Raw genomic sequence first — 22,781 nt, 5'->3', positions numbered from 1 at the left:
TTCAGACGAGCGCAGGCTCCGGCGCGAAGCCTGTGTCTCGCCACACAGTCACACGATTGCGGCCGCCCTGCTTGGATTGGTACAGCGCCCGGTCGGCGCGAGCGATAAGGTCATCGAGGCTGCTGTCGCCGACTTGCAAGGATGTGATCCCAAAGCTGGCGCTTATACTGCCCGGCTCCATTCGGTCGATCGCCAGTAGTTCGATGCCGGACCGCACGCGTTCCATGACGTCAGCGGCGTCCTGTTCCGATGCGTCCAACAGTAGCACACAGAACTCGTCGCCGCCGAAGCGCGCGCAAATGTCCTCCTGCCGCACCGCACTCAGCAGAACACGGGAGAACGCCCGGAGCGCCGCGTCCCCAACGATGTGGCCATGGCCATCATTCACGGCTTTGAAGCTGTCCATGTCGCATATAACGGCGGCAATGTTACGGCCGTGGCGTCGCGCATTGGCGATGGCCCGTGCGCCCGCCTCGTCGATACCCCGGCGGTTGAGGAGCCCGGTCAGTTGATCGTTGCTGACCAACTGGCGCAACTGCGTTGCAAGGTCGCCAGCTACCAACAATATCGCCGTGACGCCCGTGGCGACATAGATTGATGGCAACCCGATAGCGAGAAACGTGCGAAATAGATGCGCCCCGGCCTCCGCATCCTCGGCGCCAAACCCTATCGCGATGCCTATCAGGCCAGACAAAAACAGCGTGAACAGCACCAGCGCTGAGAAGAACGCCAATTCCGGCGCGCGAAAGGGACGCCCGCGAGGCCAGATAGCATTGGCAGCGACAGCCATCATCACGCCCGCATAACAGGAGGGGATCGCACGCTGCAGCACGCGCAGATCCGGGTAGCTATGGGCAATGGCGGCACCGACAAGTGCAAGACCTCCACCCACGAGGAATGGCCCAATTCTGACCGCCCTTCCCGTCCGCTGCCGCGCACCAAAGGCGACGAGCGAGGCGCTCAAGATGACGCATGCTGTCGCAATAATCAGGAGTAGCGGGCTCTTCAGCAAGATTCCGCCCGTGCTCACCACCGACCGCAGGACCGCCACGCCATAGGCCACCGACCAGAGCAGGACATGGCGTTGGCGTCCAAAGTGTTTCCACGCGAGCGCCATTACAAAGCACATTATCGCGCTGCTGAAGAACAGCACCGACATGATCACGAGGCTTGCGTTCACGGGCATATGTCACCAGGCAAGGTGGGCAAATCGTCGCGCTTCATGGGGGTCACGCTATGCGCGGCCGAACCATGGGGTCAAGCGGCAAGGAAGCCCGCTATCGCTTGGCCCAGTTCTTTGTGCGTGACGCTGCTCATGTGCGTGCCGGGCACTTGGGCCAGCCTTGCGTTCGCCAACACATCCACCAGCGCTTCGGGCGAGCCATTGTCGCGGTCCTCGGTTCCACACACCACCAGCGCAGGGATTTCGATGTCGCGCAGGGCCGCAGGATCGAAATCGTCAAAGCTTTTCAGCAGTAAGACCGCCGCCTCGGTGTCCACTTTCGTCGTCTTCATGAACTGGACGGACAGCCAGCGCGGGTCGCCATGCTTGATATTCTCGCGATCTTCGATGACGGACAGGAAGAAGTCACGCCGCCGACCCCATTCGCCCAGCCCCTCAAGCCCCATGCCGGCCATGATGACGCGGCGAGGTCGCAGTCCGCGTGTCAGGAGCAGAGCCGTTGTACGCGCGCCTAGCGAGAAACCGCCGAGATCGAAATCGGAGAGACCGAGCTGCTCGATAAGTATCTCAATATCCAGCGCCAGTACGTCTCCAGGATAATCCGCAGCGTCATGAGGCGCAGCACTTTGGCCATGAACGCGGAAATCGGGCATGATCACGCGGAAGCCGCGGCTTGCTATCTCAGCGGCATGGCCAAACTTGATCCAATTGATCTGCGCGCTGGAAAACAGGCCATGCAGTAGCAGCAGTGGACGGCCCTCCCCGACTTCATGCACCGCCAGTTGCGTGCCGCGGTAGCCCGGCAACATCCTGACAGTCACTTCGGTCGGGGAATTGGTCACGCGTTCACCCTATTTGCCATGCAAGAGAGGCTGAACCTCAGCCCTTTTTCAAGTGGCGGCGACCGAGCAATTCCGCGATCTGCACGGCGTTCAACGCTGCACCCTTGCGCAGATTGTCCGAAACGCACCATAGAACCAGGCCGTTTTCGACCGTCGGGTCTTCGCGGACGCGGCTGATGAAGGTCGCATAGTCGCCCACGCATTCAACGGGCGTGATGTATCCCGCGTCCTCGCGCTTGTCGATCAGCATGATGCCAGGGGCTTCGCGCAGGATCGACTGCGCCTTCTTGGCCGATATTTCGTCCTCGAATTCGATATTGATCGCTTCGCTGTGGCCGACGAACACGGGAACGCGCACGCAAGTGGCGACGACCTTGATCTTCGGGTCGAGGATCTTCTTGGTCTCCACGACCATCTTCCACTCTTCCTTGGTGAAACCGTCGTCCAGGAAGCTGTCGATGTGCGGGATCACGTTGAAGGCGATCTGCTTGGTGAACTTCTTGGGCTCGGCCGGATCGCCGACGAAGATGTTGCGCGATTGCTCGAACAACTCGTCCATGCCTTCCTTGCCCGCGCCGGACACGGACTGATAGGTGGATACGACGACGCGCGTGATCTTCGCCGCATCGTGCAGCGGCTTCAATGCCACCACCATCTGCGCCGTGGAGCAGTTCGGGTTCGCGATGATGTTCTTCTTCGTATAGCCGTCGATGGCTTCCGGATTCACTTCGGGCACGATCAACGGCACGTCCGGGTCCATCCGGTACAGCGAACTGTTGTCGATTACGATGCAGCCAGCCGCAGCCGCCTTTGGCGCGTAGATCTTGGTGGGTTCGGAACCTGCCGAGAACAGCGCGATGTGCCATCCGGTGAAGTCGAAATGCTCGACATTCTTCACCTTCAGCATCTTGCCGGTGTCGCCATATTCAATCGTGGTGCCGGTCGAGCGCGAGGATGCCAGAACCGCTATCTCATCCGCCGGAAATTCCCGCTCGGCCAGAATGTTCAGCATTTCGCGGCCCACATTTCCGGTGGCTCCGACGACGACGACACGATAACCCATTACCGACTCCAGTTCCTGTGGCCACCTATGTGGCGCGACGGCGCATAGCGCGCTGCCCCCATTTGTCCAGTGGGGCTTTGCTTTCACGCCGCAAACCTACACTGAAGTAGAGGCATGATTTCGAAGAAGTCAGCGCATCCTACAGGCTGAACAGCCGGGTCAAAGCCTTGTCCAACATCAGCAATTGCCACAGTAATCGGCCGTTGTCGGCCAGTCCTGAGCGATGATCGGCGGCTGCTTTTCCCATCGCCTTCAGGTCGAAAAGATCGGTCCTTGCTATCGCAGAGCCGCCGGCCACCGCGCTCGCCTCGCCCGCCAACGGCCCCTTGAACCAACTGGAAATCGGCGTAACGAACCCCATTTTGGAGCGATAGAGAATATCCTGCGGCAGATAGGCTTCCATGGCCTTCTTCATCAGATATTTGCCGCTATTGCCGCGTATCCTCTGATTGACCGGCAAGCGCCCGGCGAACTCCATCAGCCGATGATCGAGCAGCGGTTCGCGCGCCTCAAGACCGACTGCCATGCTCATCCGATCCGTCTTGGTAAGAATGTCGCCGGGGAGCCAGATCTTCATGTCGGCATATTGCGCGCGATCCAGCGGTTCGCGCGCAGGCGCGTCGCGCATCGCATTTAGGTAGCGATCCTCCGCCCGATGCCCGGCAAGCGCCGACGTCATGGCGGGCGTATATAGCCGCTGCCGCATAGCGCGTGAGGTCACGCCGACCGATGCCGCGTAAGCTTCATCGCCATCTTGGGCGAGTTCGAGGAAGGTGGATTTCGCCCGGAATGCCTGCGGTGCCCAGTCGGCCTTGGGGTAGAAGCGGCCAAGCGTTCCGAACAGCGGCTTGCGGACAGCATCGGGGATCAGCGAGCGAATACGCTCCCCCTGATACTGGAAGCGGTGACGGCGATATCCGGCGAACGCTTCGTCCGCCCCATCGCCCGACAAGGCAACCGTCACATTCTCCCGCGCCAGTTCGCACACCCGATAGGTCGGCAGCGCGGATGTATCGGCAAAGGGTTCGTCGAAATGATGGGCCAGCGTGTCGATCAGGCCATAATCCTCTGACGACACGATGCGCGTGCGGTGATCGGTGGCAAAGCGGCGCGCGACCCGGTCGGCATAGGCGGTCTCGTCGAGCGCCGCGACATCGAACCCTATCGTGCAGGTCTTCACAGCCTGCCCGCTTGCCTCCGCCATCAGCGCGACGACGCTGCTGCTGTCCACGCCGCCGGAAAGGAAGGCGCCGAGCGGCACGTCGGCCACCATACGCGAGCGTACAGCGCTGCGCATCAGGAAAACCAGTTCTTCTTCAAGTGCTTCCGGGGCAGCGCTACTACGATCCGCGAAGCTGATGTCCCAGTAACGCTGCGGCTTCGCAAGCGGCTGGCCGCGCACCAGCCTAAGCGTTTCACCCGCTCCCAGCTTCTTGACGCCGGCGACAAGGCAGGCATCGTCGGGAACATAGCCATAGGCCATGTAATCCTCGATAGCCGTCACATCAGGTTCACGTCGGAGCAGAGGATGAACCAGCAACCCTTTCAATTCCGACGCAAAGATGATGCTCCCGTCCGACACCTGCGCATAATGCAGCGGCTTGACGCCAAGCCGGTCGCGGACGAGCCACAGCGCATTGGTGTTCCGGTCGAGCAATGCAAAGGCGAACATTCCGTCGAAGCGATGCACGCAATCCTCACCCCACTGGCGATAGCCGTGGAGAATGACTTCGGTATCGCTGTCGGTACGGAAGCGATGGCCCTTGGCTTCCAGTTCGCGGCGGACTTCGGCAAAATTGTAGATCTCGCCGTTGAAGGTGACGGCCAGGCTCTCGTCAGGCGTCAGCATCGGCTGCGCGCCGCCGCCAAGGTCGATGATCGAGAGGCGGCGATGGCCGAGCCCCACCCCGGGTGCCGTCCACACCCCCGCTCCGTCAGGGCCGCGATGCGCGATGGCGTCCGTTATCTGGCGGACGCGTGCCGGGTCCACCGGCTTGGCCGTTTCAAGATGGAAGATGCCCGCTATCCCGCACATGGCGCTGCTCTAGCGGATGCCTGCACTGACGTCAGCCAATTCCTTCACCGGGCCCAAACTGCGCAGGAACGCCGTCATGGCGGCCTGGGCGGAGTGCCCTTCGCGGTCTTCGGCGGAGACGAGGATCGCGACGGCACGTGGGTCCTTCCCGAACAGGCGAGCTTTGAGGGTTTCCAGCTTCACCTTGCCCGCGCTGCCGGTGACGATGCCGCCTACGCTGTAGAAAGTGATGACATCGCGAACGACGGGACCGGGAGCGGTGATCCGTTGTCCCAAGCCGTCGTCTCGTGCGGCGGCAGGCTCGGTCCATGCCCATTTGCTGTCGGGGCCAACAGCGCCCTGCCCAAAGCCCACCAGTTCGCGCCCCTCCTGTTGCCGGGCGTAAACGGCGATGGCGAGGTCGACAGCATGCCCCTGCGCATCGGCGTAGCGACCCATGGCAAAACTGTCAGCACTGGAGAAGTTCGGCGTCCATGGATAGGATTGCGGCGCGGGAGAGCGGCTCCATCCCGGCACGTTCGGCAGGCTAAGGGATGCAGGCACTGCGGCGGTGCGTGACGCCATGACGCTCGACAATGCCGGGGCCAAAGCCGCGACCGCAATGGCCATCGGCGCGATCCATGTCACGGCGTTGCTCGAGTCCGATCCTTGCAGGTTCGCGGGGTCGAACCACGGATCACCGGGCTTCCGGTCGAAGAACGGCCAGGCGACCAGCATCACGATCGTCATCATGATCCCGAAAAACACCCAACCGAACACGACATGGTCGAAGCCGACCGCCGCATCCACGGTCGTCAAATGCGCGACAAGGATCGTCGCAAAGGCTCGGACGCCATTGGCCAGTACCGACAGGATCAACGCACCGCCGACGAACAGGATGCGACGCGACCAGCGACGGAAGCAGACATTCCCCACCAGCGCGCCATAAGCCGCCATCGCGATCAGAAACTTCGCGCCGGAGCAAGCTTCGGCGACTTCGAAATAGCCGGTGGGCGTGGTGATGAATACGCCGTCCATGTGTGCGGGGACACCGACGATCCCTAATAGGATCATCGAGATATGTGCCGTAACAAACTGTAAGGATGGCACGATCTCTTCACCAAAGGGCACCATGAAGAGGGCGTAGAATAATGGGAACATCAGCGCGCGCGACACGCGAGGGCCGAGGATCGCCAGGACCGCACCCTGCAACATGACGACCAGCCCGCCGTGCCGGAACAGCGCTACGCCAGCAGCATCGCCAAGCAACCACGCAAAGCCCCCCAAGCCCAGCCACAATAAACCGGGCGTCCATGCCTGCGGCGACAGTTGGCGCAGGCCCGGCACACGCTGCTGGACGAGCCATCCGATCAGGAACGGCACGAACAGGCAATGCTGGAATGTCGAAGCGGTCCACCAGATCCGGACCATGTCGAACGCATCATGCGCGAACAGCAGCAGGATGCCGCCTGCGACCACCGACAACGCAATGAGATGCGCGCGCCATCCTGTGAAATCCCGCGACGGCATGACGGCAGCGGCGGCGCTCATGTCGCTCCGCCCATGACCAGATCGGGCAAGACCGCCAGCGTGTGATCCCAATCATAGCGGTCGACCATCCGCTGACGCGCAGCCCGGCCGAGCGCCGCCGCCTGATAAGGATCGCCCAGCAATGACAGGACCATGCCCGCCTCCTGCGCCGGAATGCGTGCGACGAGGAGATGCGCGCCATCCCCGGCGTCGATCCCTTCGGCCGCCTCGGCTGAGGCGACGACGGGACGACCCATCGCCATGGCTTCGAGCACCTTGTTTTGAATGCCGCGCGCGATCCGTAGAGGAGCAACAACCACATCCGCCGCCGCCAGCCAGCCGCGCACGTCCGCAACGCCTCCTGTGACAAGTACGCCGGGCAGGTTGGCAAGTGCCTGAACGCTCTTCGACGGGGCACGACCGACTATAGCGAAACGCGTCTCGGGCCTGATACTTCTTATGGCCGGCATGCTTTCGCGGGCGAAGCTTTCCACCGCCTCGATATTGGGGCGGTAATCCATTTGCCCGGTGAAGACGATCAACGGTTCTTCGCCGCGTTCCTCCGGGCGGAGGCGGGGAAAGGCAGCGGCGGGATCGAAATAGTCGAGCGCCACGCCGTTCTCCAGCGCCCGGACGCGCACCTCGCCCGCGCCGGTAGCGTTGCGGAAAAGGGCGGCTTCGGCTTCGCTGACGAAGGTGCTGACATCCGCGCGGTTCGCGACAGCGCTTTCGAAGGCCAGCAGTTTGCGGCCCTCGCGGCGATTGACCCACGCCATCGGCCCGGACTGCTCCCTGCCGTAAGCGGCATATTTGGCGGAGTCGAAGTCCACGAAATCCATCACGAACCGTATGTCGCTCGGCAAGACCGGCACGAAATGCGCCATCTGCACCGAGTAGGCGAGGATCGCGCGAATGGGTCGCTCCGCGAGCGTGCGCTTCACCCAGGCGTGCATATCGGGATGATCGAACAGAGATACGAGCAGCGGCTGCCCTTGCACCAGGCCGCGCAGGCCACCAGAAAGCCGCGATCTCTCGCGGCGCAGAACGGTTTGCGTACAGGCAATATCCTGAAGCGCGGGGGCAAATGACAGGTCGCGATCGTCATCGGCAAAGCAGCCGACATGCACCGGCGCGATCTCCGCCAACCTTTGCAGCATGTGATAGGACCGGATTTTGTCGCCCCGGTCCGGCGGAAACGGGATGCGGTGGCACAGGAACAGGATTTCTCCTGCCTCCCCCGCCCCGCAGGGCGACGCTGTCATCCCAATCCTCTGGCGATGTACGGGCCAATGAGGTTGGCGATGGGCAGTGGCAGTTTCTTCCAGAGTTCGACCTTGCGCTGATATTGTGGCGACAAGGGATTGATATCACGGGCTTCCTGCCCTTCGGCAGAGCGCACGGCGTAGGACAAAGGCGTGCCTTCCCAACCCCAGCTTTTCTTCCACGCGGCGGGACCGGTGCCGACTTTCGACCGTCCGAAATCGAAGCTATGGCAACCGCGCGCGCGGGCGTGGCTCATCAGTTGGAAGTAGGCGACTTCGTTCGAGCGCATCGCACGCGCGGCGCCGCTGGCACCCTGCCAGTAGGGCATGCACACGCCGTTGTGGTAGAGCGAGAGGATGGACGAAAGCGGCGTTCCGTCCTGCGAGACAAGGCAGATGTCGGCGTCTTGCCCGAGGCGGTCCAGCACTTCGTCGAACAGCCGCTTCGGGAATACCGGGGTGCCGAGGCGATGCACGCTCTCCGCGTACAGGCGATAGTGGATGGCGCGCAGGCGGGGCGTGTCGCCGACTTCGAAGGTCAGACTCTTGTCCAGCCCTTTTCGGACTTCGGCGCGATGCTTGCGCGGGATTTGGGCCAACTGTGTCGCGTCGTCGCTGGCGAGCGCCCGCGAGAAATTGAGATAGGCGCCTTCGCGTAATGCCCAGCCTGTACCGGGTAGCACCCCTCCGCGAAGTTCCGCCGTTGGGCATCCATGCCGCTCGGCTTGTGCCCAGCAAGCTAACGCAAGGGCGTCCGCCACCGCCGGGTCATCCGCCAATATCCCGCCATCGACCGAGAAGCCGACAGAGACCAGCGCTTTCCCGAACAGGCGCGAGCGGACCAGGGTGAGCGGCAAGAGGCCCGTGATGGTTCCAGTCGCAGAGCGGGCCACCAGGATCATCGCAGTCTGTCCGGTGCCGCGCGCGACGGCCTGAACCCATGCGGGGCGGTGGAATGGCGTCGATTCGGGATGCGCCAGCACCCATGCATCGATCTCCGCGATAACAGCGGCGTTATCCAGCGCCGCCTCTTCCACCACGATCTTGTCGGTCGTTTGCCAGTCGGCAGGATGTGTCGCCATCGTCATGCCACCTGTTGCCCGAGCCGAGCCGCCTCTTGCGCTGCGATCGCATCGACACGGCCCCAGCGGAAGTCTTCCGCGAGCCGCCGCAGCTTGGGCGCCATGGCGGAGAGGTTGCTGTAGTGCCGGAGCTTCGAACGCAGCGGCGCATCGGTCACGCGGGGCTGATCGGGGTCGATCTCCCACGGATGGAAGTAGATGATCGCGGGTCTATGCGCCTTGCCATTCACCTGCCGGATCGCCCAGCGCGAAAAGCCATAGGGCAGCAGCCGGAAGAACCCTCCGCCGCCAGCCGCCAATGTGCGGCCACCGAACCGCGCCGTCGTGACCGGCAGTTCCAAAAGCGCGCTGTCGTTGAGCGGCTTCCACGCGAAACGCGGCGAATCCGGCCAGCCGTAATGATCGTGCTTCACCGGCGCGACGCTGCTTGAATAAACATAGCCTTCTTCCGCCAGAATGCGATGCGCCCAAGGGGTGCGCGTATCGATGGAAAAGCTCGGCGCACGATAGCCGGCGACCGCGGCGCCGGACGCATCCTCCAGCAGCCCGCGCGATTTGCGCAGGTCCGCGCGCCAGTCTTCCGGCGTAAAGGTGAAAACCCGCTGATGGTCGTAACCATGGCTCGCCAGTTCATGTCCGGCATCAACGATCCGCCGCATCAGCGCAGGATAGCGCTCCGCCACCCACCCCAGCGTGAAGAATGTGCCGGTCACGCCCGCATCGGCGAACAAGGCCAGCACCGCGTCGGTATTGCGCTCGACACGATGCGCGAGGCCATCCCAGTCGGAACGGTCGATCGTCTTCTCAAACGCGCCAACCTGAAACCAGTCTTCGACGTCCACCGAAAGGGCGTTCTGCATTGCTTGTCTACCCTTGCGAACAGCCGTCAGGCGGCATGGCTCCGCTGTATCGTAGCGGGATCTTCGCGTTCCACCCAATCCACCAGCAGCGCAAGAACGCGGCGCAACGCGGCGTCCTGTTCTTTCGACCGCGCATCGATGACGTCAAGGCGCTTGTCGAAATACACCATGACCTCGGCGACTTCATCGCTATCTGGCTCTGCACCGCGCGCGGCAAGCGCCTTCTTGACGTCAGCCATCTCGGCACGGACGGCGTCGAGTTCGGCCTGCAAAGCGGCGGCCATCGACGGATCGGCGACCGGCATTGAGGCGGCAAAAGCCATAGGTTCGGACGCATGATCGAGCGGGGAATAAGCCACAGGCGCAGGCTCTTCCTCTTCCTGCCCCATGTCGGACAGGACGGCTGCGACGACTTCGGCATCCAATATGCCAAGCTGATCGATCGCGCCGAGCAGCAGCAGTCGGCTGGCGATCACATTGACGCGGCGGGGCACGCCATCGCTCGCGGCATAGATCGCGGCGAAGGCTTCGGGCGTCAATTTCGGATTGCCCTTCCAGCCGACGAGGCCGAGGCGATGGAGGATATAGGGTTCGACTTCGCTCGCGAGCATCGGTTCGAGGTGATGCGTCGCAATCACGCGCTGGCGCAATTGTTCCAGTTCGGGCGACTTCAGAAGATCGCGAAACTCGGGCTGGCCGAGCAGGAAAATCTGGAGCAGCGCCTGCCCGCCAAGCTGGAAGTTGCTCAGCATCCGCAGTTCTTCGACTGCGGAAATCGCAAGGTTTTGCGCCTCGTCCACGATCAGCAGTGTGCGCTTGCCGGCGCGCGCCTGTGCATGGAGGAACGCCTCGATCCGCTGAAGCAACTGCGCCTTGGGCACATTATCGGCGGCAAGGCCAAAGCTCTGCGCGGCAAGGCGCAGGATATCGTCGCCGCCGACCTGTGTCGAGACGATCTTCGCCGCCGTCAGTCGCGCGAGATCGACCGTCGCCATCACATGCCCGACCAGCGTCGTTTTGCCAGCGCCAATGTCTCCGGTGATGACGATGAAGCCTTCACCCTGCGCCAGTCCGTAGCCGAGGTACGACAGCGCCTTCCGGTGCGTCGCGCTCTCGAAATAGAAATGCGGGTCCGGGGTCAGCTGGAACGGTCGCCCCGTCAATCCATAGAACTGATCGTACATGCTCGTCTCTCCGGACTATTAGAATTGGTATCGCAGGCCGATCTGGCCCAGCAAGCTGATGATGGTGTCGATGCTCTGCGTATCGACCGCATCCACGCCGACCGAAGCAGTGCCGGTCAGGCGGCGGCCGAAATTATGATAATAGCTGCCATTCGCGCCGACATTGGTGACGTCGCCGAGGCCGATGCCGTTTCCATCGAAGCCGCTATCATAATAATTCGCGTACACCGTGCCATCGATGCCCGACTGCGGGTCAAGCTGGCGGCTGGCGAACAGTTGCGCGTAGTAATTGTCATCATGCGATCCATCTACGCCCGCGAATAGTCCGCTATTCGGCGCGATGAAGGTGCGGCGGGAATAGCCGACACCGACGCCCCAGCTTGTGCGGCCACTTTTGGTCGCGAATTGCCCGGAAATGCCGCGCCGCCGGAAGTTCGATCCACTGATCGCGCTAAGGGCATCGTTGAAGCACTGGCCACCGCCGGTTGTCGAGGCAACACACGGATTGATGTCGCCACTGAATGGATTGCGTGCCGCGTTGAAGTCGGTCGAAAGCCCGGCGAGGTTGCCGTTCAGCAGGCGGCCAAAACTCTCGATGCTGTCATAGACGGCGATGTTGACGGATGTATCACGTCCCGGCTGCCACGAGAAAGTGCCGGTGTAGCTCATATTGCCATAGCGACGGCCGACACGCGCCTCCAATGACGTGCGGCGGCTCGGACGCCACAGCACGCCTGCGTCCCAGATGATGCCGTCCGTGTCGTAGGACAGGCGGCGGGGCGAGGCGGGATCGGTGATGAGGCGGCCCTTGCCGTTCAGTACCGGGTTGCCCGAATCATCGAGCAGCGCGCCGCGCTGGCTGATTTCGACGTCTTCATAGCCAACGCCGCCGACCAGCGCGACCGTGGCCGATACCGGCACGGTCACATCGGCGCGCAGGAACCTGTCCTCGAAACGCTGGCCCAGGACATTGGTATCCTCGCGATTATAGCCGCCGCCGATCGCCAGGCCGACTGGAAGCGGGCCGGGCTGCATGCCCGCCGAGAAGGTCGCGCTATGGCTGGTGCTTTCGTCGAAGCTGCCGAAATTGGACGCGCCGGGCAGGCCGATGCCGAAATCATCCTGCGTGCGGGTATAACCGAAGCGGTAGGCCGCATTGAGGTCGACATTGCCGATGCGTTTGGTGAATGTCGGGCCGACATAGCCCGAATAAACTTGCGTGGTGGAGCCGACATTGCCCGCCAGATTGTTGTTCGCGCCGATCAGGCCATCGGTGCGAATCCGCGTCGCGATCACGCCGCCTTCGAGGCTCAGCGTATCGTGGATCAGGCTGACCCTACCGCGCAGGAGGCCGCTGATCGCGTCCTGATCGCCGACATCGCCGCCCCAGCTGAAGCGATGCTCGTAGCGGGCGTTAACGCCGATCTCTGCGCGTTGCGTGCGGACGCTTGCGTCCACACCCGCGGCGACGGAGGTGTAGGTCAGAACCTCGCTACCGCTGTCCTGCAAGTCGGCGATGACGATCTGGTTGAGTTCCAGATAGGGCGACACATCGGTGCGTGAGCGAGCGCTGGCGGGGTGCGTTACACCCGCCAGCATCGCAATCGCCACCCAGCGCGCGGTAATGCGCGGCATCTTCATTCGCCTTTTCCGTAATAATTACCGAAGCGACGGCCGCTGGCTGAGAATTTCACGCCATTCAGCAGCAACTGCACATGCGCGCAGGCTTTCAACAGATTGGCAGCGTCGCGGAGCGCGTTCTCGCTGGTCTTGTCGGCACGCACGACCATCAGCGCCTGACCGACCTGCCCCGCCAGCACAGCAGCGGGCGAAGCGGCGAGCAGCGGCGGCGAGTCGAACAGCAGGATGCGGTTGGGATTGCCCGCCGTTAGCGTGTCCAGGATCTGCGCGGTGCGGGCGGAGGCCAGATATTCGGTATCGTTGTTGGTGCGGCTCCCGGCAGGAAGCACGGCCAGCGACGGGAACTCGGTCCGCATCACGCAGCTTTCGACCGAGAGCGCCGGATCGGCGAGCACGTCCATGAAGCCCGGTCCATCGGGAAGCCCCAGTGTCGATACAATGCTGGGCTTGGCGAAGTCGGCGTCGATCAACAGGACTTCGATGTCCTTCTCGGCTGCCATCGACAGCGCGAGGTTCACCGCACAGAATGTCTTGCCATCGCCCGGATGGGCCGAGCAGACTAATATGCGGTTGCCTCGCTTGATCGCGTCCGGGCCATTGCCGCCGCGCGCGCCGATCAAAAGCTGACGCTTCACGATACGGAATTCTTCGCTGATCCCGCTGACGGGGCCATCGGGCAGGACGAAGCCTGCCATCGTCAGTCCGTCACGATCAACAGGATGGAGCGCGCCCGACCAACTAATTGGCATGGCCTGGGCTGGTTCGGTAGAGGTCGGCGCGGGTTCGACCATCTGCGGAACGACCAGCGGCATGCCGGGGCCGCGCAGGGCCGATCCGAAGTCGTACAGGCTCGACGCGCGCTCCAGCAGCGAGTTGCCGGGGAGTTCTATGGGGCTGTGCTTGGTCATATCTTTACCTTCAAGCCATGCCGCGCTGAACGAATTCGACGGCGACGAGCAGCAGGCACACGCCCGCCAGTCCGCCCGTTCCCGCCAGGAACAGCTTCAGGCGCTGCTTGCGGATAAGCTGCTGTGCGGCCGTCACCGTTTCCGTGATCGCGCCGATTACCGGCAGGCCAGCGGCCTTTTCGAGCCGGGCGGCGGTGGGGTATGTCGTCTGCACCTGTCCCATCGCGAAGGACGTGCCGACGCCTGCGCCGATGCCGACGATCAGCACCGCAATCAGCAATAGCGGGCGATTGGGCGCGGCGGGCGTCGACGGCACGCTTGGCGGTTCGATCACGCGGAATTTGACCGCGCCAGTCTCGTTCTGCACATCACCGCGCAGACGAACTTCCTCGCGGTCGGCGAGCAGCTTGTCATATTGGGTCTTCAGCGCTTCATATTCGCGGTTCAGGCGCTCCTGCTCGGACGCTACCCCCGGTTCGGACACCTGCCGCTCCGACATGGCATTGAGGTCGGACTGGATCTGGCCCTTGCGAATCTGCAATGCCTGCACCGTCGCGGCGCGCTCCGCCTGCATGGATTTCAGCGATGTGTAAGTGGGATTGGGCGTGCCGGTCACAGCCGCAGCCCCGCCCTGCCCCTTCAACGCCGCAGCCTGACGACGCAGCGCGATGATGTCAGGGTGGCTTTCCGTCCAGCCGCGCGCCTTGGCGGCGGAGATTTCCGCCATGACAGACCCCAGTGCGGTCGTCCCGCCACCGCTGGCTCCCGCGATGGACGCTGGCGTTCCCGCCAGTTGCGCGTTCATCGCGGACAGGGCGCTTTGGGCCGCGACCAACTGGCTGTCGATGTTGTTGATTTCGGTACGGGCGGCATCCATGCGATCACTGATCGACCCGGCACCGGGCAGCAGGCCGAGATACTTCTGCTCGAACTCTACGCGGCGCTGGTCGGCGGCCTGCAACTGCTTGCCACGCTGCGCGACCTGCGAATCGAGGAAGCCCAGGCTCTGACGCGTCTCATCACGATCGCCCGCGACATTCTCTTCCTCGAAAATGTCGATCAGCTTTTGCGTGATCTGCGCCGCCAGCTTGGCATTCGCGCCATCGGAGATGCCTGTGTCGGACGAAGATGCCGTGATCTCGAATAGATTATCCTGCGTGGAGACGACCTTGATCTTGGTGCGAAGCATGGCGACTTTGCCCGCCAGATCGCGGTCGCTGGTGATGCCCTGCGACAGGTCGGTGCCGCGCACGACCTTTTCCAGATTGGCGGCACTCGCCAGCGTCTGGCGTACCCGATCGACATTCTGCTGCTGCTCGACCGGCGTGATGCCGATCTGCTCAGGCAGGATCGATTGTTGCTGGACGTAAACCTTCGCTTTCGATTCATAGCTGTTCGGAATCAGCGAGACCACTAGCCAGCCGATCATGCAGACGCCCCAGGCGACGGCAAGCGCAAGCCAGCGGCGGTTCCACACGCCATGCAGCGCAATCAGGATTTCGTCGTAGAGACCAGACATAAGGTTCTGTTATTCCTGATTACTTAGAACATGCTCTCGGGGATGATGATGACATCGCCCGGCGCGAGCAGCACATTGGCGCGCGTGTCGCCCTTCTTGATGAGGTCATTGAGCCGCACCGCGAATTCCTGCTGCTTGCCCGTGGCGCGCTCATGCCGGATCAGCCGCGCCTTGTTCCCCGCCGCAAATTCCGACAGCCCGCCGACCGAGATCATCGCATCCAACAGCGTCATGTTCGCGCGATAGGGAATGGACGCGGGCTTTTCGGTCGCGCCGACGATACGGATCTGCTGACTGAAGGTGCCCGAGAAGTTGTTGACGATCACCGACACCAGCGGGTTCTCGATATATTTGCTCAGCGCCACCTTGATGTCGTCGGCCAGCACGGCGGGCGTCTTTCCCACGGCGGGCAAGTCCGTAATCAGCGGCGTGGTGATGCGCCCATCGGGGCGCACCTGCACCTTCGCGCCGAGTTCTGGGTTGCGCCAGACAAAGATCGTGAGTTCGTCCAAGGGACCGATGACATATTCCTCACCCGGCCCTTCGTCCGCACCGACGAACGTCGCGGTCGGAAGGGTCGGCGCATCGCGCGTCGTCGTGCAACCCGATAGCGTCATCGCGATCAGCGAAACGCCTAGAGAAATACGGCCCAAAGCTCCAGAAACCATGCTCGTCTCACCCTCTTTGCCCGCTGCGTGGCGTGCAGGGCCTGAGAGGAAGGCGACTGCACAGCACGCATGGCTACAGCCGCCTTCATGGGCGCTAAGGGTAAAGATAGCGTTAGGCGTGGAGGATTTCTGGAGATGTTGAGGGAGTGCGCCTCAGCCGACGATCATTTCCTTGGATGCCGGATGACCGAGGAACGCTGCGGGACTAGCCGTGGCGCCATAGGCCCCGGCGAGGAATATCGCGACGAGATCGCCGACCTGCACCGGCGGCAGCGCCACCTTGTCGCCCAAGCGGTCGAGCGGCGTGCAGAGGCATCCGACGACCGTAACGGGTTCAGCCGCTGCCGGTTCACCGAAACGGTTGGCGATGGCGATGGGGTAATTGCGCTTCACGACCGTCCCGAAATTGCCACTCGCCGCGAGTTGATGGTGCATCCCGCCATCAGTGATAACGAAGCGCTCGCCCTGACTATCCTTCACATCAACCACGCGGGTGAGGTAGACGCCCGCCTCCCCCACCAGCCAGCGTCCGAGTTCCAGCGCAAACTGCGTGTCGGCCAATATCGGTGCTCTGTTCGCAAGTGCGTCGGCGAGGGCCGTGCCGATGGGGCGCACGTCCAGCCGCGAGTCTCCGGGGAAATAAGGGATGCCGAAACCGCCGCCCAGATTAACGATCGGCGGCGATGCGCCGACTTCCTTGGAGAGGCGCGTGGCCAGCGCAATGGTGGCGGCCTGGGTCTCGATCAGCGCCAGTGGGTCGAGCGCCTGGCTTCCCGCGAAAATGTGCCAACCTCGCCAGTCCGCCCCGGCGTCGATAATACGGCGAGCGAGCGCCGCAGCCTGATCGGCGTCGATGCCGAAAGGCTTGGCCCCGCCGCCCATGCGCATGCCGGACCCGCGCAAGTCAAAGTCCGGGTTTACGCGCACCGCCAGCTTCGGTTGACGACCAAGCCGTATCGCGATTGCCAGCGCGCGAGTTGCCTCACCTTCAGATTCAAGGTTCAATGTAACACCCGCAGAGACAGCAGCCGCGATCTCGTCATCGCGCTTGCCCGGCCCTGCAAAACTGATGTTATCGGGCGATTGCCCCGCAGCCAAAGCCATCTCCAGTTCGCCGCCCGAGGCAATATCGAACCCATCGACCAACCCAACCATATGCTCCAGCAACGGCGCAAAAGGATTCGCCTTGATCGCATAGTGAATCGAGAGTTCCGGCGGCATTACATTGCGCAAGTCCCGCACCTGCGCCGCGACAATATTCATGTCATAGACGAACAGAGGCGTATCGCCTGCTTCATCGGCCAGCGAAGCCGCGCCACATCCGCCGATCAGCAACATGCCCTCTTCGCTGGTGAACCACGGCGGTATAGGCCCCGTCGGCTTCACTCGCCATGCTCCCGGCCGAGCGCCACACGATCGATCTTGCCGTTCGCATTGGATGGAAAAACCTCCACGAAACGGATGTCGCGCGGCTGCATGAAATTGGGGAGTTCCTGCTTCAAATGCGCGTACACTTCGGTCTCCAGTTGCGCCGGATCGACGCCCACCCGCGCCCTTAGCAACAGGCGGACCGCCGCGCCAAGCCTCGGATCGGGCACCCCCAGCGCGATGGCTTCGGCAACGCCCGCCACGGCCATTGCCGCCTCCTCAACTTCAGTGGGACTGATGCGGTTACCTGCCGACTTGATCATCGCATCGTCACGCCCAACGAAATACAGCAACCCCTCGGCATCGCGTCGTACCGTATCGCCCGACCACACCGCCATGCCGCCATATTCTGAGGCGGCGGGCGCAGGGCGAAACCGCTCTGCCGTGCGCGCCGGGTCACGCCAGTATCCCTCTGCCACCAGCGGCCCGCAATGCACCAGTTCGCCCGGCTCATCATCGTCGGTCAGCGTCCCGTCGGCACGCACCACTAGTATCTCGGCGAAAGGTATCGCGCGCCCCATGCTGTCGGGATGACTATCGACCAGCGCAGGCGGCAGATAGGTGGATCGAAACGCTTCGGTCAGGCCGTACATCGGATAGAGATCGGCATGGGGGAACAGCGTTCTCAATCGCTTGACCAGCGCAGGCGTCAAGGCCCCGCCGCTGTTCGTCAGGCGGCGCAGTTGTCCGGCCACCTCTGCGGGCCACTCCAGCTCCGCCAATTGCACCCATAGAGGCGGCACTCCCGCGAACGTGGTCACCCTGCGCCGTTCCACCGATCGGATGACATCGCGCGGCGTCAGATAATCGAGCGGCACCACACACCCGCCCGCATACCATGTGGAGAAAAGCTGGTTCTGCCCGTAATCGAAACTGAACGGCAGAACGCATAACGTCCGGTCCTGCGGTGTGAGGTTCAGATACTCCGCCACCGCAACCGCGCCGAGCCACAGATTCGCATGGCTCAACATCACGCCCTTGGGTTTTCCGGTGGAGCCGCTGGTGTAGAGGATTGCGGCAAGGGCGTCCGGCACGGCATCGGATGGCGGCAGCGTTGGACCTCCCGTCATCGCGCAGGCTGTGTCGCTTTCGCTATGCGCCTGACAGTCCTGCGGCAGGTCGCCCTCTTCCAGCGTCTCCAACCGCGCGCCCGTACCGATCAGCAGCCGCGCACCGCTATCGGCAAGAATATGCGCAACCTGCGCACGCTTCAGCAGCGGATTGACCGGCACATGGACAAGGCCCGCGCGCGCCGCCGCCATTGGCATCAGCGCCGCAACGGTGCCTTTCGCCACCCAACTCGCCACCCTGTCGCCGGAACCGAGCTTATAGCCTTCGAGCCAAGCTGCCAGCCGCCCCAGCGCCGTCTCCAGTTCGGCGAAATCCATATGCCCCGCCCGCCCGTCCAATGCGACACGCGCCGGATCGCCACGCAGGAGGATATGGTCGATGGGCAGCACATCCGCCAAGTCGGAGGAAAGCGCCGCGTTTAACCTCATATCCAGACTTCCTCTTTATCGCGACGTTCATGGGCGGAGATAGTCTTTTGCAGACGCGATGGGAATATCGCAGCTTCGTCGAAGCGCAACGTCATGCCGCCGATGCGCTGGACCATATGTCTCAGACCTCCCTGTTCGAAAGTTTTCAGTGGCTTGAGGCGCTCCACCGCCACTGCATGCCAGAGTCAGCAGCGGATATACTCCATGTTGAGGAAGGCGAAGCGCGAGCATGGCTGTATCTTGCCGCAACCGTGGGGCGGCGGCGGACAGCGATATCCAACTGGTACAGCTTCGGTTTTCGTCCGGTGTTCAATGGCGATCCCGATGTGGCAACGCGCCGGCGTCTTGTCGCGGCCATCATGCAAAGGCTGGCGAAGCGCGTTTCGCGGATCAACCTCTACCCCGTGACCGCCGACGATGGCACGCTGGACCTGATACTCAACGCCTTGCGATCCACGGGCTGGTTCGCCGTTGCGCGAGCAATGGGCATCAATCATTTCCTGGACATCAAAGGACGAACTTTCGCCGAATATTGGTCAGGCCGCCCAGGTGCAGTGCGCACGCTCGTTAAACGCAGAGGTCGCGGCGATCCTTTCGCTTTTGAGGTGCACCATGCCGTCACCGATGCGTTGTGGGCGGATTATCTGAGCATTTATGGAAAGAGCTGGAAAGCGCCGGAACCACATTATGCCTTCCTACGGGAACTTGCGGATGCCCAAGGGCGCGCGGGTACACTGAGGCTGGGTTTCGCGCGGAAGGATGGCATTCCTGTCGCGGTTCAGCTTTGGACTATTGATCGGAACGTCGCCTTGATCCACAAGCTGGCGCACGATGCTGCCTTCGATGCCCAATCGCCGGGCACGTTGCTCAGCCATTATATGTTCCGCGAGGCCATTGATCGCGATAAGGTGTTGCGCATCGACTATGGCACCGGAAATAATGCTTACAAGTTAGACTGGATGGAAAGCCGGCGAACCCTCTATCGGCTCGATGCTTGGAACCCGCGTTTCGTATCAGCGTGGATACCCGCCTGCCGATCATACATTTCCGGTCTTGTCGGACGCCTGTTCAGGCGATAGGGCGCGAGGCGTCATGACAGCCGAAAGCCACTCCGCGCCCGCGTCCGACTCCCGCAAGGCGGAGGATGCGCTCGACACGCAGCTCAGGGAGATACTGAAGGACATCTTGTCCTTGAGCGGCGAGAGGGTCGCGGCGTTCGACGATACCACTCCTTTGTTCGGCGCATTGCCGGAACTGGATTCGATGGCGGTCGCAGGACTTCTTACGGAGATGGAGGATCGCCTCCACATCATCATCGAGGATGACGATGTGGACGGCGAAACATTCGAAACCTTCGGTAGCTTGCTCGCTTTTGCCCGGATGAAAACCGGACGCTGAACCGAAGGCCTATTCAGCCGCCTTGGCCAGCGTCTCGAAGTCCTCTTCACCCAGGAAACGCTCGGCATCGAGCGCCGCCATGCAGCCCATGCCTGCCGCCGTCACTGCCTGACGATAAACCTTGTCGCTGACGTCTCCTGCCGCAAACACGCCGGGAATGCTGGTGCGGCTGGTGCCCTTCTCCACGACCAGATAGCCTTCGTCCATCGGCAACAGCCCCTCGAACAAGGACGTCGCGGGCTGATGCCCGATCGCTACGAACGCACCGTCGGTCGGGATATGCGACTTCTCGCCAGTCACTGTGTCGATCAGGTCCACACCGACCAGACCTTCGGGCACTCCGCCGCCCACGAACCGCTCCACGGCTTTGTTCCAGACGACCTTGATGCTCGGATGCGCGAACAGGCGATCCTGCAGGATTTTCTCGGCCCGCAGCGAATCGCGGCGATGGATTAGTGTTACGTCATGGCTGTGGTTGGTGAGATACAGCGCTTCCTCGACTGCGGTATTGCCGCCGCCGATAACCACGACCTTCTTGCCGCGATAGAAGAAGCCGTCGCACGTAGCGCAGGCCGAAACGCCCTTCCCGCCCAGATGCGATTCTCCTTCGACGTGCAGCCACTTGGCCTGCGCTCCGGTCGCGATGACCAGAGTGTCGCCCGAATAGACGGTGCCGCCATCGCCGATCAGGCGGAACGGGCGCTGGCTGAGGTCCACGCTGACGATCTGATCGTACATCATCTGCGCGCCGACATGCTCGGCCTGCGCCTGCATTTCCTCCATGAGCCAAGGCCCCTGGATCACATCACGGAAGCCGGGATAGTTCTCCACGTCCGTAGTGATCGTCAACTGACCACCCGGCTGCATGCCCTGCACGACGATCGGCGCCATGCCTGCCCGCGCGCCGTATATTGCTGCGGAAAGCCCGGCGGGGCCGGAACCCAGGATTAACATGCGAGTGGAATGCGTTGCAGTCATGGTGCGCTTTCAGATTTTCGGGGATTCGTTGGAACCGAAATAAGCGCTCAAGCCACAGTTGCAAGCGCAGCGCTCTGTCCCGTCAGTCAAGGACCGAGGGCAAATCCTCAAAGCCTTTGCGCAACGCGGCGGACCAGGCGCGCGAGATCGCAGCAAACTGCTCGTCATCGGGCTCTATCCGATAGCGTGTGCGAAAGGTGTATTCGTTGCGCGCGATGATTGTCAGGTCGAGGGGCATGCCGACGGATAAATTGGACCGTAAAGTTGAGTCCATGGACACACAGACGGCCTTTGTCGCCTCATCGAGAGACGTGGCGGGTTCTATGATGCGGTCGAGGATCGGCTTTCCATATTTATGGTCGCCAATCTGAAAAAAGGGCGTCTCCGCCGTCGCTTCGATGAAGTTGCCTGCGCTATACACCAGATACAGGCGCGGCTTTCCGCCTCTGCGCTGGCCTGCCACGAGGATCGATGCGTCGGCTCCTGCGCCCTGCATCTCGATCGTGTCGCGATACCGCCTTTGCATCGTACGCATCGCGTCGCCCACCAATTGCGCTGCGCGATGCATCGTCGCACAATTCAAAACCGTCTCAATTCCAGGATCTTCGTGTGAATCCTTAATGGCGCGTGAGAGGCAACTCTTCACTTCCTGCGTAATCGAAAGGTTGCCCGAACACATGATCGCGATCGCGCGCTCGCCCGGAACCTCGTAGGTGAACGTCTTCCGGAAGCGCGCGATGTTGTCCATGCCTGCGTTGGTGCGCGTGTCGGACAGCATGACCAGTCCGCCATCTACCCGCACTGCTACACAATAGGTCATCGCCCCCCGGCTCCTGCATTCACACTCTGCGACACGCTAACGGATTGGAATTGCTGCTGCTGTTGCTTCTGCAATTGCTGTTCGCGTTCGTCGTCACTGGCCTGCGCTATCCGGACGTCGGCGTCAATCCAGATCGAACCGGCGGCGGTCACGGACCCTCTCACCGGCGCGGCATCGTCGGCATCGAGCCCGCAGGCGACCCGGACATAATTCTCCGTCACGCAAATCTGGTTGGAGGGGTCGAAGCCGATCCAGCCCAATCCCGGCACCAGCGCCTCCGTCCATGCGTGGGTCTCGTGAAGGGCGTCCTCCCCTTGCGCCAGCAGGTAGCCGGTGACGTACCGCGCCGGAACACCGATGCTACGGGCAGCAGAAATGAAAATCTGGGCATGGTCCTGGCAAACCCCCGCGCCAATGGCGAAAGACTCAGCCGCGGTGGTGCTCGCCTGCGTCGCACCGGTTCGATAGGTTACATGACCGATCACCGCAGCAGACAAAGCATGCAGGCGGGAGAGTACATCGGCCCCTCCCACATTCTGCGCCATGCCCCTGATTGCCGAAGACGGTCGGGTCAGCGGCGTCTCACGCAGAAACAGGCGCGGATCGAACAGTTCATTAAGCCCAGACACTACGCCCAGCGTATCGGTGGTCTCCACCAAGCCGGTGGCGAGAATGGTGGCACTCTCCGTGCGGTCGTGCCGTATCCACAACGCCTCATGATCACCATAAGCATTGCGCGCAAAGTTGGTCACCGGCTCGCCGTTGACGCTGACGTCCCACTCGATCACCCGTTGGCCGATATGATCGCGAGGCCTCAACTTCAGCATCATGGCGACGCGGCTCGACCCCGCCTCATACTTGTAAACGGTCTGATGGCGGACAAGAAGCTTCATGCGCGGTAG

20 protein-coding genes are annotated in these 22,781 nt (G+C 62.4%); 2 read left to right on the top strand and 18 right to left on the bottom strand.

What is annotated here, in order from left to right; translation table 11 throughout:
• Nucleotide 1: 1 nt before the first annotated feature.
• The 15 genes from C1T17_RS10655 to C1T17_RS10585 form a co-directional block, all read right to left on the bottom strand.
• The gene (locus C1T17_RS10655) at nt 2–1,180 is read right to left on the bottom strand and encodes a sensor domain-containing diguanylate cyclase (RefSeq protein ID WP_104955148.1); all 1,179 of its coding nucleotides are present in this window, start codon (nt 1,178–1,180) and stop codon (nt 2–4) included.
• A gap of 77 nt (nt 1,181–1,257) precedes the next feature.
• Nucleotides 1,258–2,025, bottom strand: coding sequence for an alpha/beta fold hydrolase (locus C1T17_RS10650; RefSeq protein ID WP_317617042.1), 768 nt, complete (start codon nt 2,023–2,025; stop codon nt 1,258–1,260).
• Between the two features lie 37 nt (nt 2,026–2,062).
• A complete protein-coding gene (locus C1T17_RS10645; RefSeq protein WP_104953432.1) occupies nt 2,063–3,088 on the bottom strand; it encodes an aspartate-semialdehyde dehydrogenase in 1,026 nt (341 codons plus the stop codon).
• 139 nt (nt 3,089–3,227) lie between these two features.
• Nucleotides 3,228–5,123, bottom strand: a complete 1,896-nt coding sequence (locus tag C1T17_RS10640; protein ID WP_104953431.1) for an XrtA/PEP-CTERM system amidotransferase — start codon at nt 5,121–5,123, stop codon at nt 3,228–3,230.
• 9 nt (nt 5,124–5,132) lie between these two features.
• Nucleotides 5,133–6,653 carry an exosortase A gene (gene xrtA / locus C1T17_RS10635; protein WP_104953430.1) on the bottom strand — a complete coding sequence of 507 codons (1,521 nt, stop codon included), beginning with the start codon at nt 6,651–6,653 and terminating at the stop codon, nt 5,133–5,135.
• Entirely contained in the window at nt 6,650–7,894 is a 1,245-nt protein-coding gene (locus C1T17_RS10630) for a TIGR03087 family PEP-CTERM/XrtA system glycosyltransferase (protein WP_104953429.1), read from the bottom strand. Before C1T17_RS10630 ends, xrtA begins: the two co-directional genes overlap by 4 nt.
• On the bottom strand, nt 7,891–8,982 hold the full coding sequence (locus C1T17_RS10625) for a FemAB family XrtA/PEP-CTERM system-associated protein (protein ID WP_223262543.1): 1,092 nt from the start codon (nt 8,980–8,982) through the stop codon (nt 7,891–7,893). Before C1T17_RS10625 ends, C1T17_RS10630 begins: the two co-directional genes overlap by 4 nt.
• The gene (locus C1T17_RS10620) at nt 8,979–9,836 is read right to left on the bottom strand and encodes an XrtA system polysaccharide deacetylase (protein WP_104953428.1); all 858 of its coding nucleotides are present in this window, start codon (nt 9,834–9,836) and stop codon (nt 8,979–8,981) included. The genes C1T17_RS10625 and C1T17_RS10620 overlap by 4 nt, the downstream gene beginning before the upstream one ends.
• 26 nt (nt 9,837–9,862) lie before the next feature.
• Complete coding sequence (locus C1T17_RS10615; RefSeq protein ID WP_104953427.1) at nt 9,863–11,020, bottom strand: XrtA/PEP-CTERM system-associated ATPase; 1,158 nt, start codon at nt 11,018–11,020, stop codon at nt 9,863–9,865.
• 18 nt (nt 11,021–11,038) lie between these two features.
• On the bottom strand, nt 11,039–12,661 hold the full coding sequence (locus C1T17_RS10610) for a hypothetical protein (protein WP_223262542.1): 1,623 nt from the start codon (nt 12,659–12,661) through the stop codon (nt 11,039–11,041).
• On the bottom strand, nt 12,658–13,569 hold the full coding sequence (locus C1T17_RS10605) for a P-loop NTPase (protein ID WP_104953426.1): 912 nt from the start codon (nt 13,567–13,569) through the stop codon (nt 12,658–12,660). Before C1T17_RS10605 ends, C1T17_RS10610 begins: the two co-directional genes overlap by 4 nt.
• A gap of 10 nt (nt 13,570–13,579) precedes the next feature.
• Nucleotides 13,580–15,088: an XrtA system polysaccharide chain length determinant gene (locus tag C1T17_RS10600; RefSeq protein WP_104953425.1), complete on the bottom strand. Its 1,509-nt coding sequence runs from the start codon at nt 15,086–15,088 to the stop codon at nt 13,580–13,582.
• Between the two features lie 23 nt (nt 15,089–15,111).
• Nucleotides 15,112–15,756, bottom strand: coding sequence for an XrtA/PEP-CTERM system exopolysaccharide export protein (locus C1T17_RS10595; protein ID WP_104953424.1), 645 nt, complete (start codon nt 15,754–15,756; stop codon nt 15,112–15,114).
• Nucleotides 15,757–15,909: 153 nt separating this feature from the next.
• Nucleotides 15,910–17,142: a pyridoxal-dependent decarboxylase, exosortase A system-associated gene (locus C1T17_RS10590; RefSeq protein ID WP_104953423.1), complete on the bottom strand. Its 1,233-nt coding sequence runs from the start codon at nt 17,140–17,142 to the stop codon at nt 15,910–15,912.
• Nucleotides 17,139–18,683 carry an acyl-CoA ligase (AMP-forming), exosortase A system-associated gene (locus C1T17_RS10585; protein WP_104953422.1) on the bottom strand — a complete coding sequence of 515 codons (1,545 nt, stop codon included), beginning with the start codon at nt 18,681–18,683 and terminating at the stop codon, nt 17,139–17,141. Before C1T17_RS10585 ends, C1T17_RS10590 begins: the two co-directional genes overlap by 4 nt.
• A gap of 47 nt (nt 18,684–18,730) precedes the next feature.
• Between C1T17_RS10585 and C1T17_RS10580 the strand changes: the two genes are divergently transcribed.
• On the top strand, nt 18,731–19,762 hold the full coding sequence (locus C1T17_RS10580; RefSeq protein ID WP_223262541.1) for a GNAT family N-acetyltransferase: 1,032 nt from the start codon (nt 18,731–18,733) through the stop codon (nt 19,760–19,762).
• Between the two features lie 13 nt (nt 19,763–19,775).
• A complete protein-coding gene (locus C1T17_RS10575) occupies nt 19,776–20,081 on the top strand; it encodes an acyl carrier protein (RefSeq protein WP_104953420.1) in 306 nt (101 codons plus the stop codon).
• A 9-nt stretch (nt 20,082–20,090) separates the two neighbouring features.
• Here C1T17_RS10575 and trxB read toward each other — a convergent pair whose 3' ends face one another.
• From trxB to C1T17_RS10560, 3 genes are all read right to left on the bottom strand, one after another.
• Complete coding sequence (gene trxB, locus C1T17_RS10570; RefSeq protein ID WP_104953419.1) at nt 20,091–21,059, bottom strand: thioredoxin-disulfide reductase; 969 nt, start codon at nt 21,057–21,059, stop codon at nt 20,091–20,093.
• An 82-nt stretch (nt 21,060–21,141) separates the two neighbouring features.
• Nucleotides 21,142–21,879 (bottom strand): peptidase, encoded by a 738-nt coding sequence (locus C1T17_RS10565; protein ID WP_104953418.1) that lies wholly within the window; start codon nt 21,877–21,879, stop codon nt 21,142–21,144.
• Complete coding sequence (locus tag C1T17_RS10560) at nt 21,876–22,772, bottom strand: transglutaminase domain-containing protein (RefSeq protein ID WP_104953417.1); 897 nt, start codon at nt 22,770–22,772, stop codon at nt 21,876–21,878. The genes C1T17_RS10565 and C1T17_RS10560 overlap by 4 nt, the downstream gene beginning before the upstream one ends.
• Nucleotides 22,773–22,781: the final 9 nt, after the last annotated feature.

It is taken from the genome of Sphingobium sp. SCG-1, assembly GCF_002953135.1.
Classification (GTDB): domain Bacteria; phylum Pseudomonadota; class Alphaproteobacteria; order Sphingomonadales; family Sphingomonadaceae; genus Sphingobium.
The sequence above is the reverse complement of the archived record's forward strand: the minus strand, read 5'-3'. Positions and strand labels throughout refer to the sequence as shown.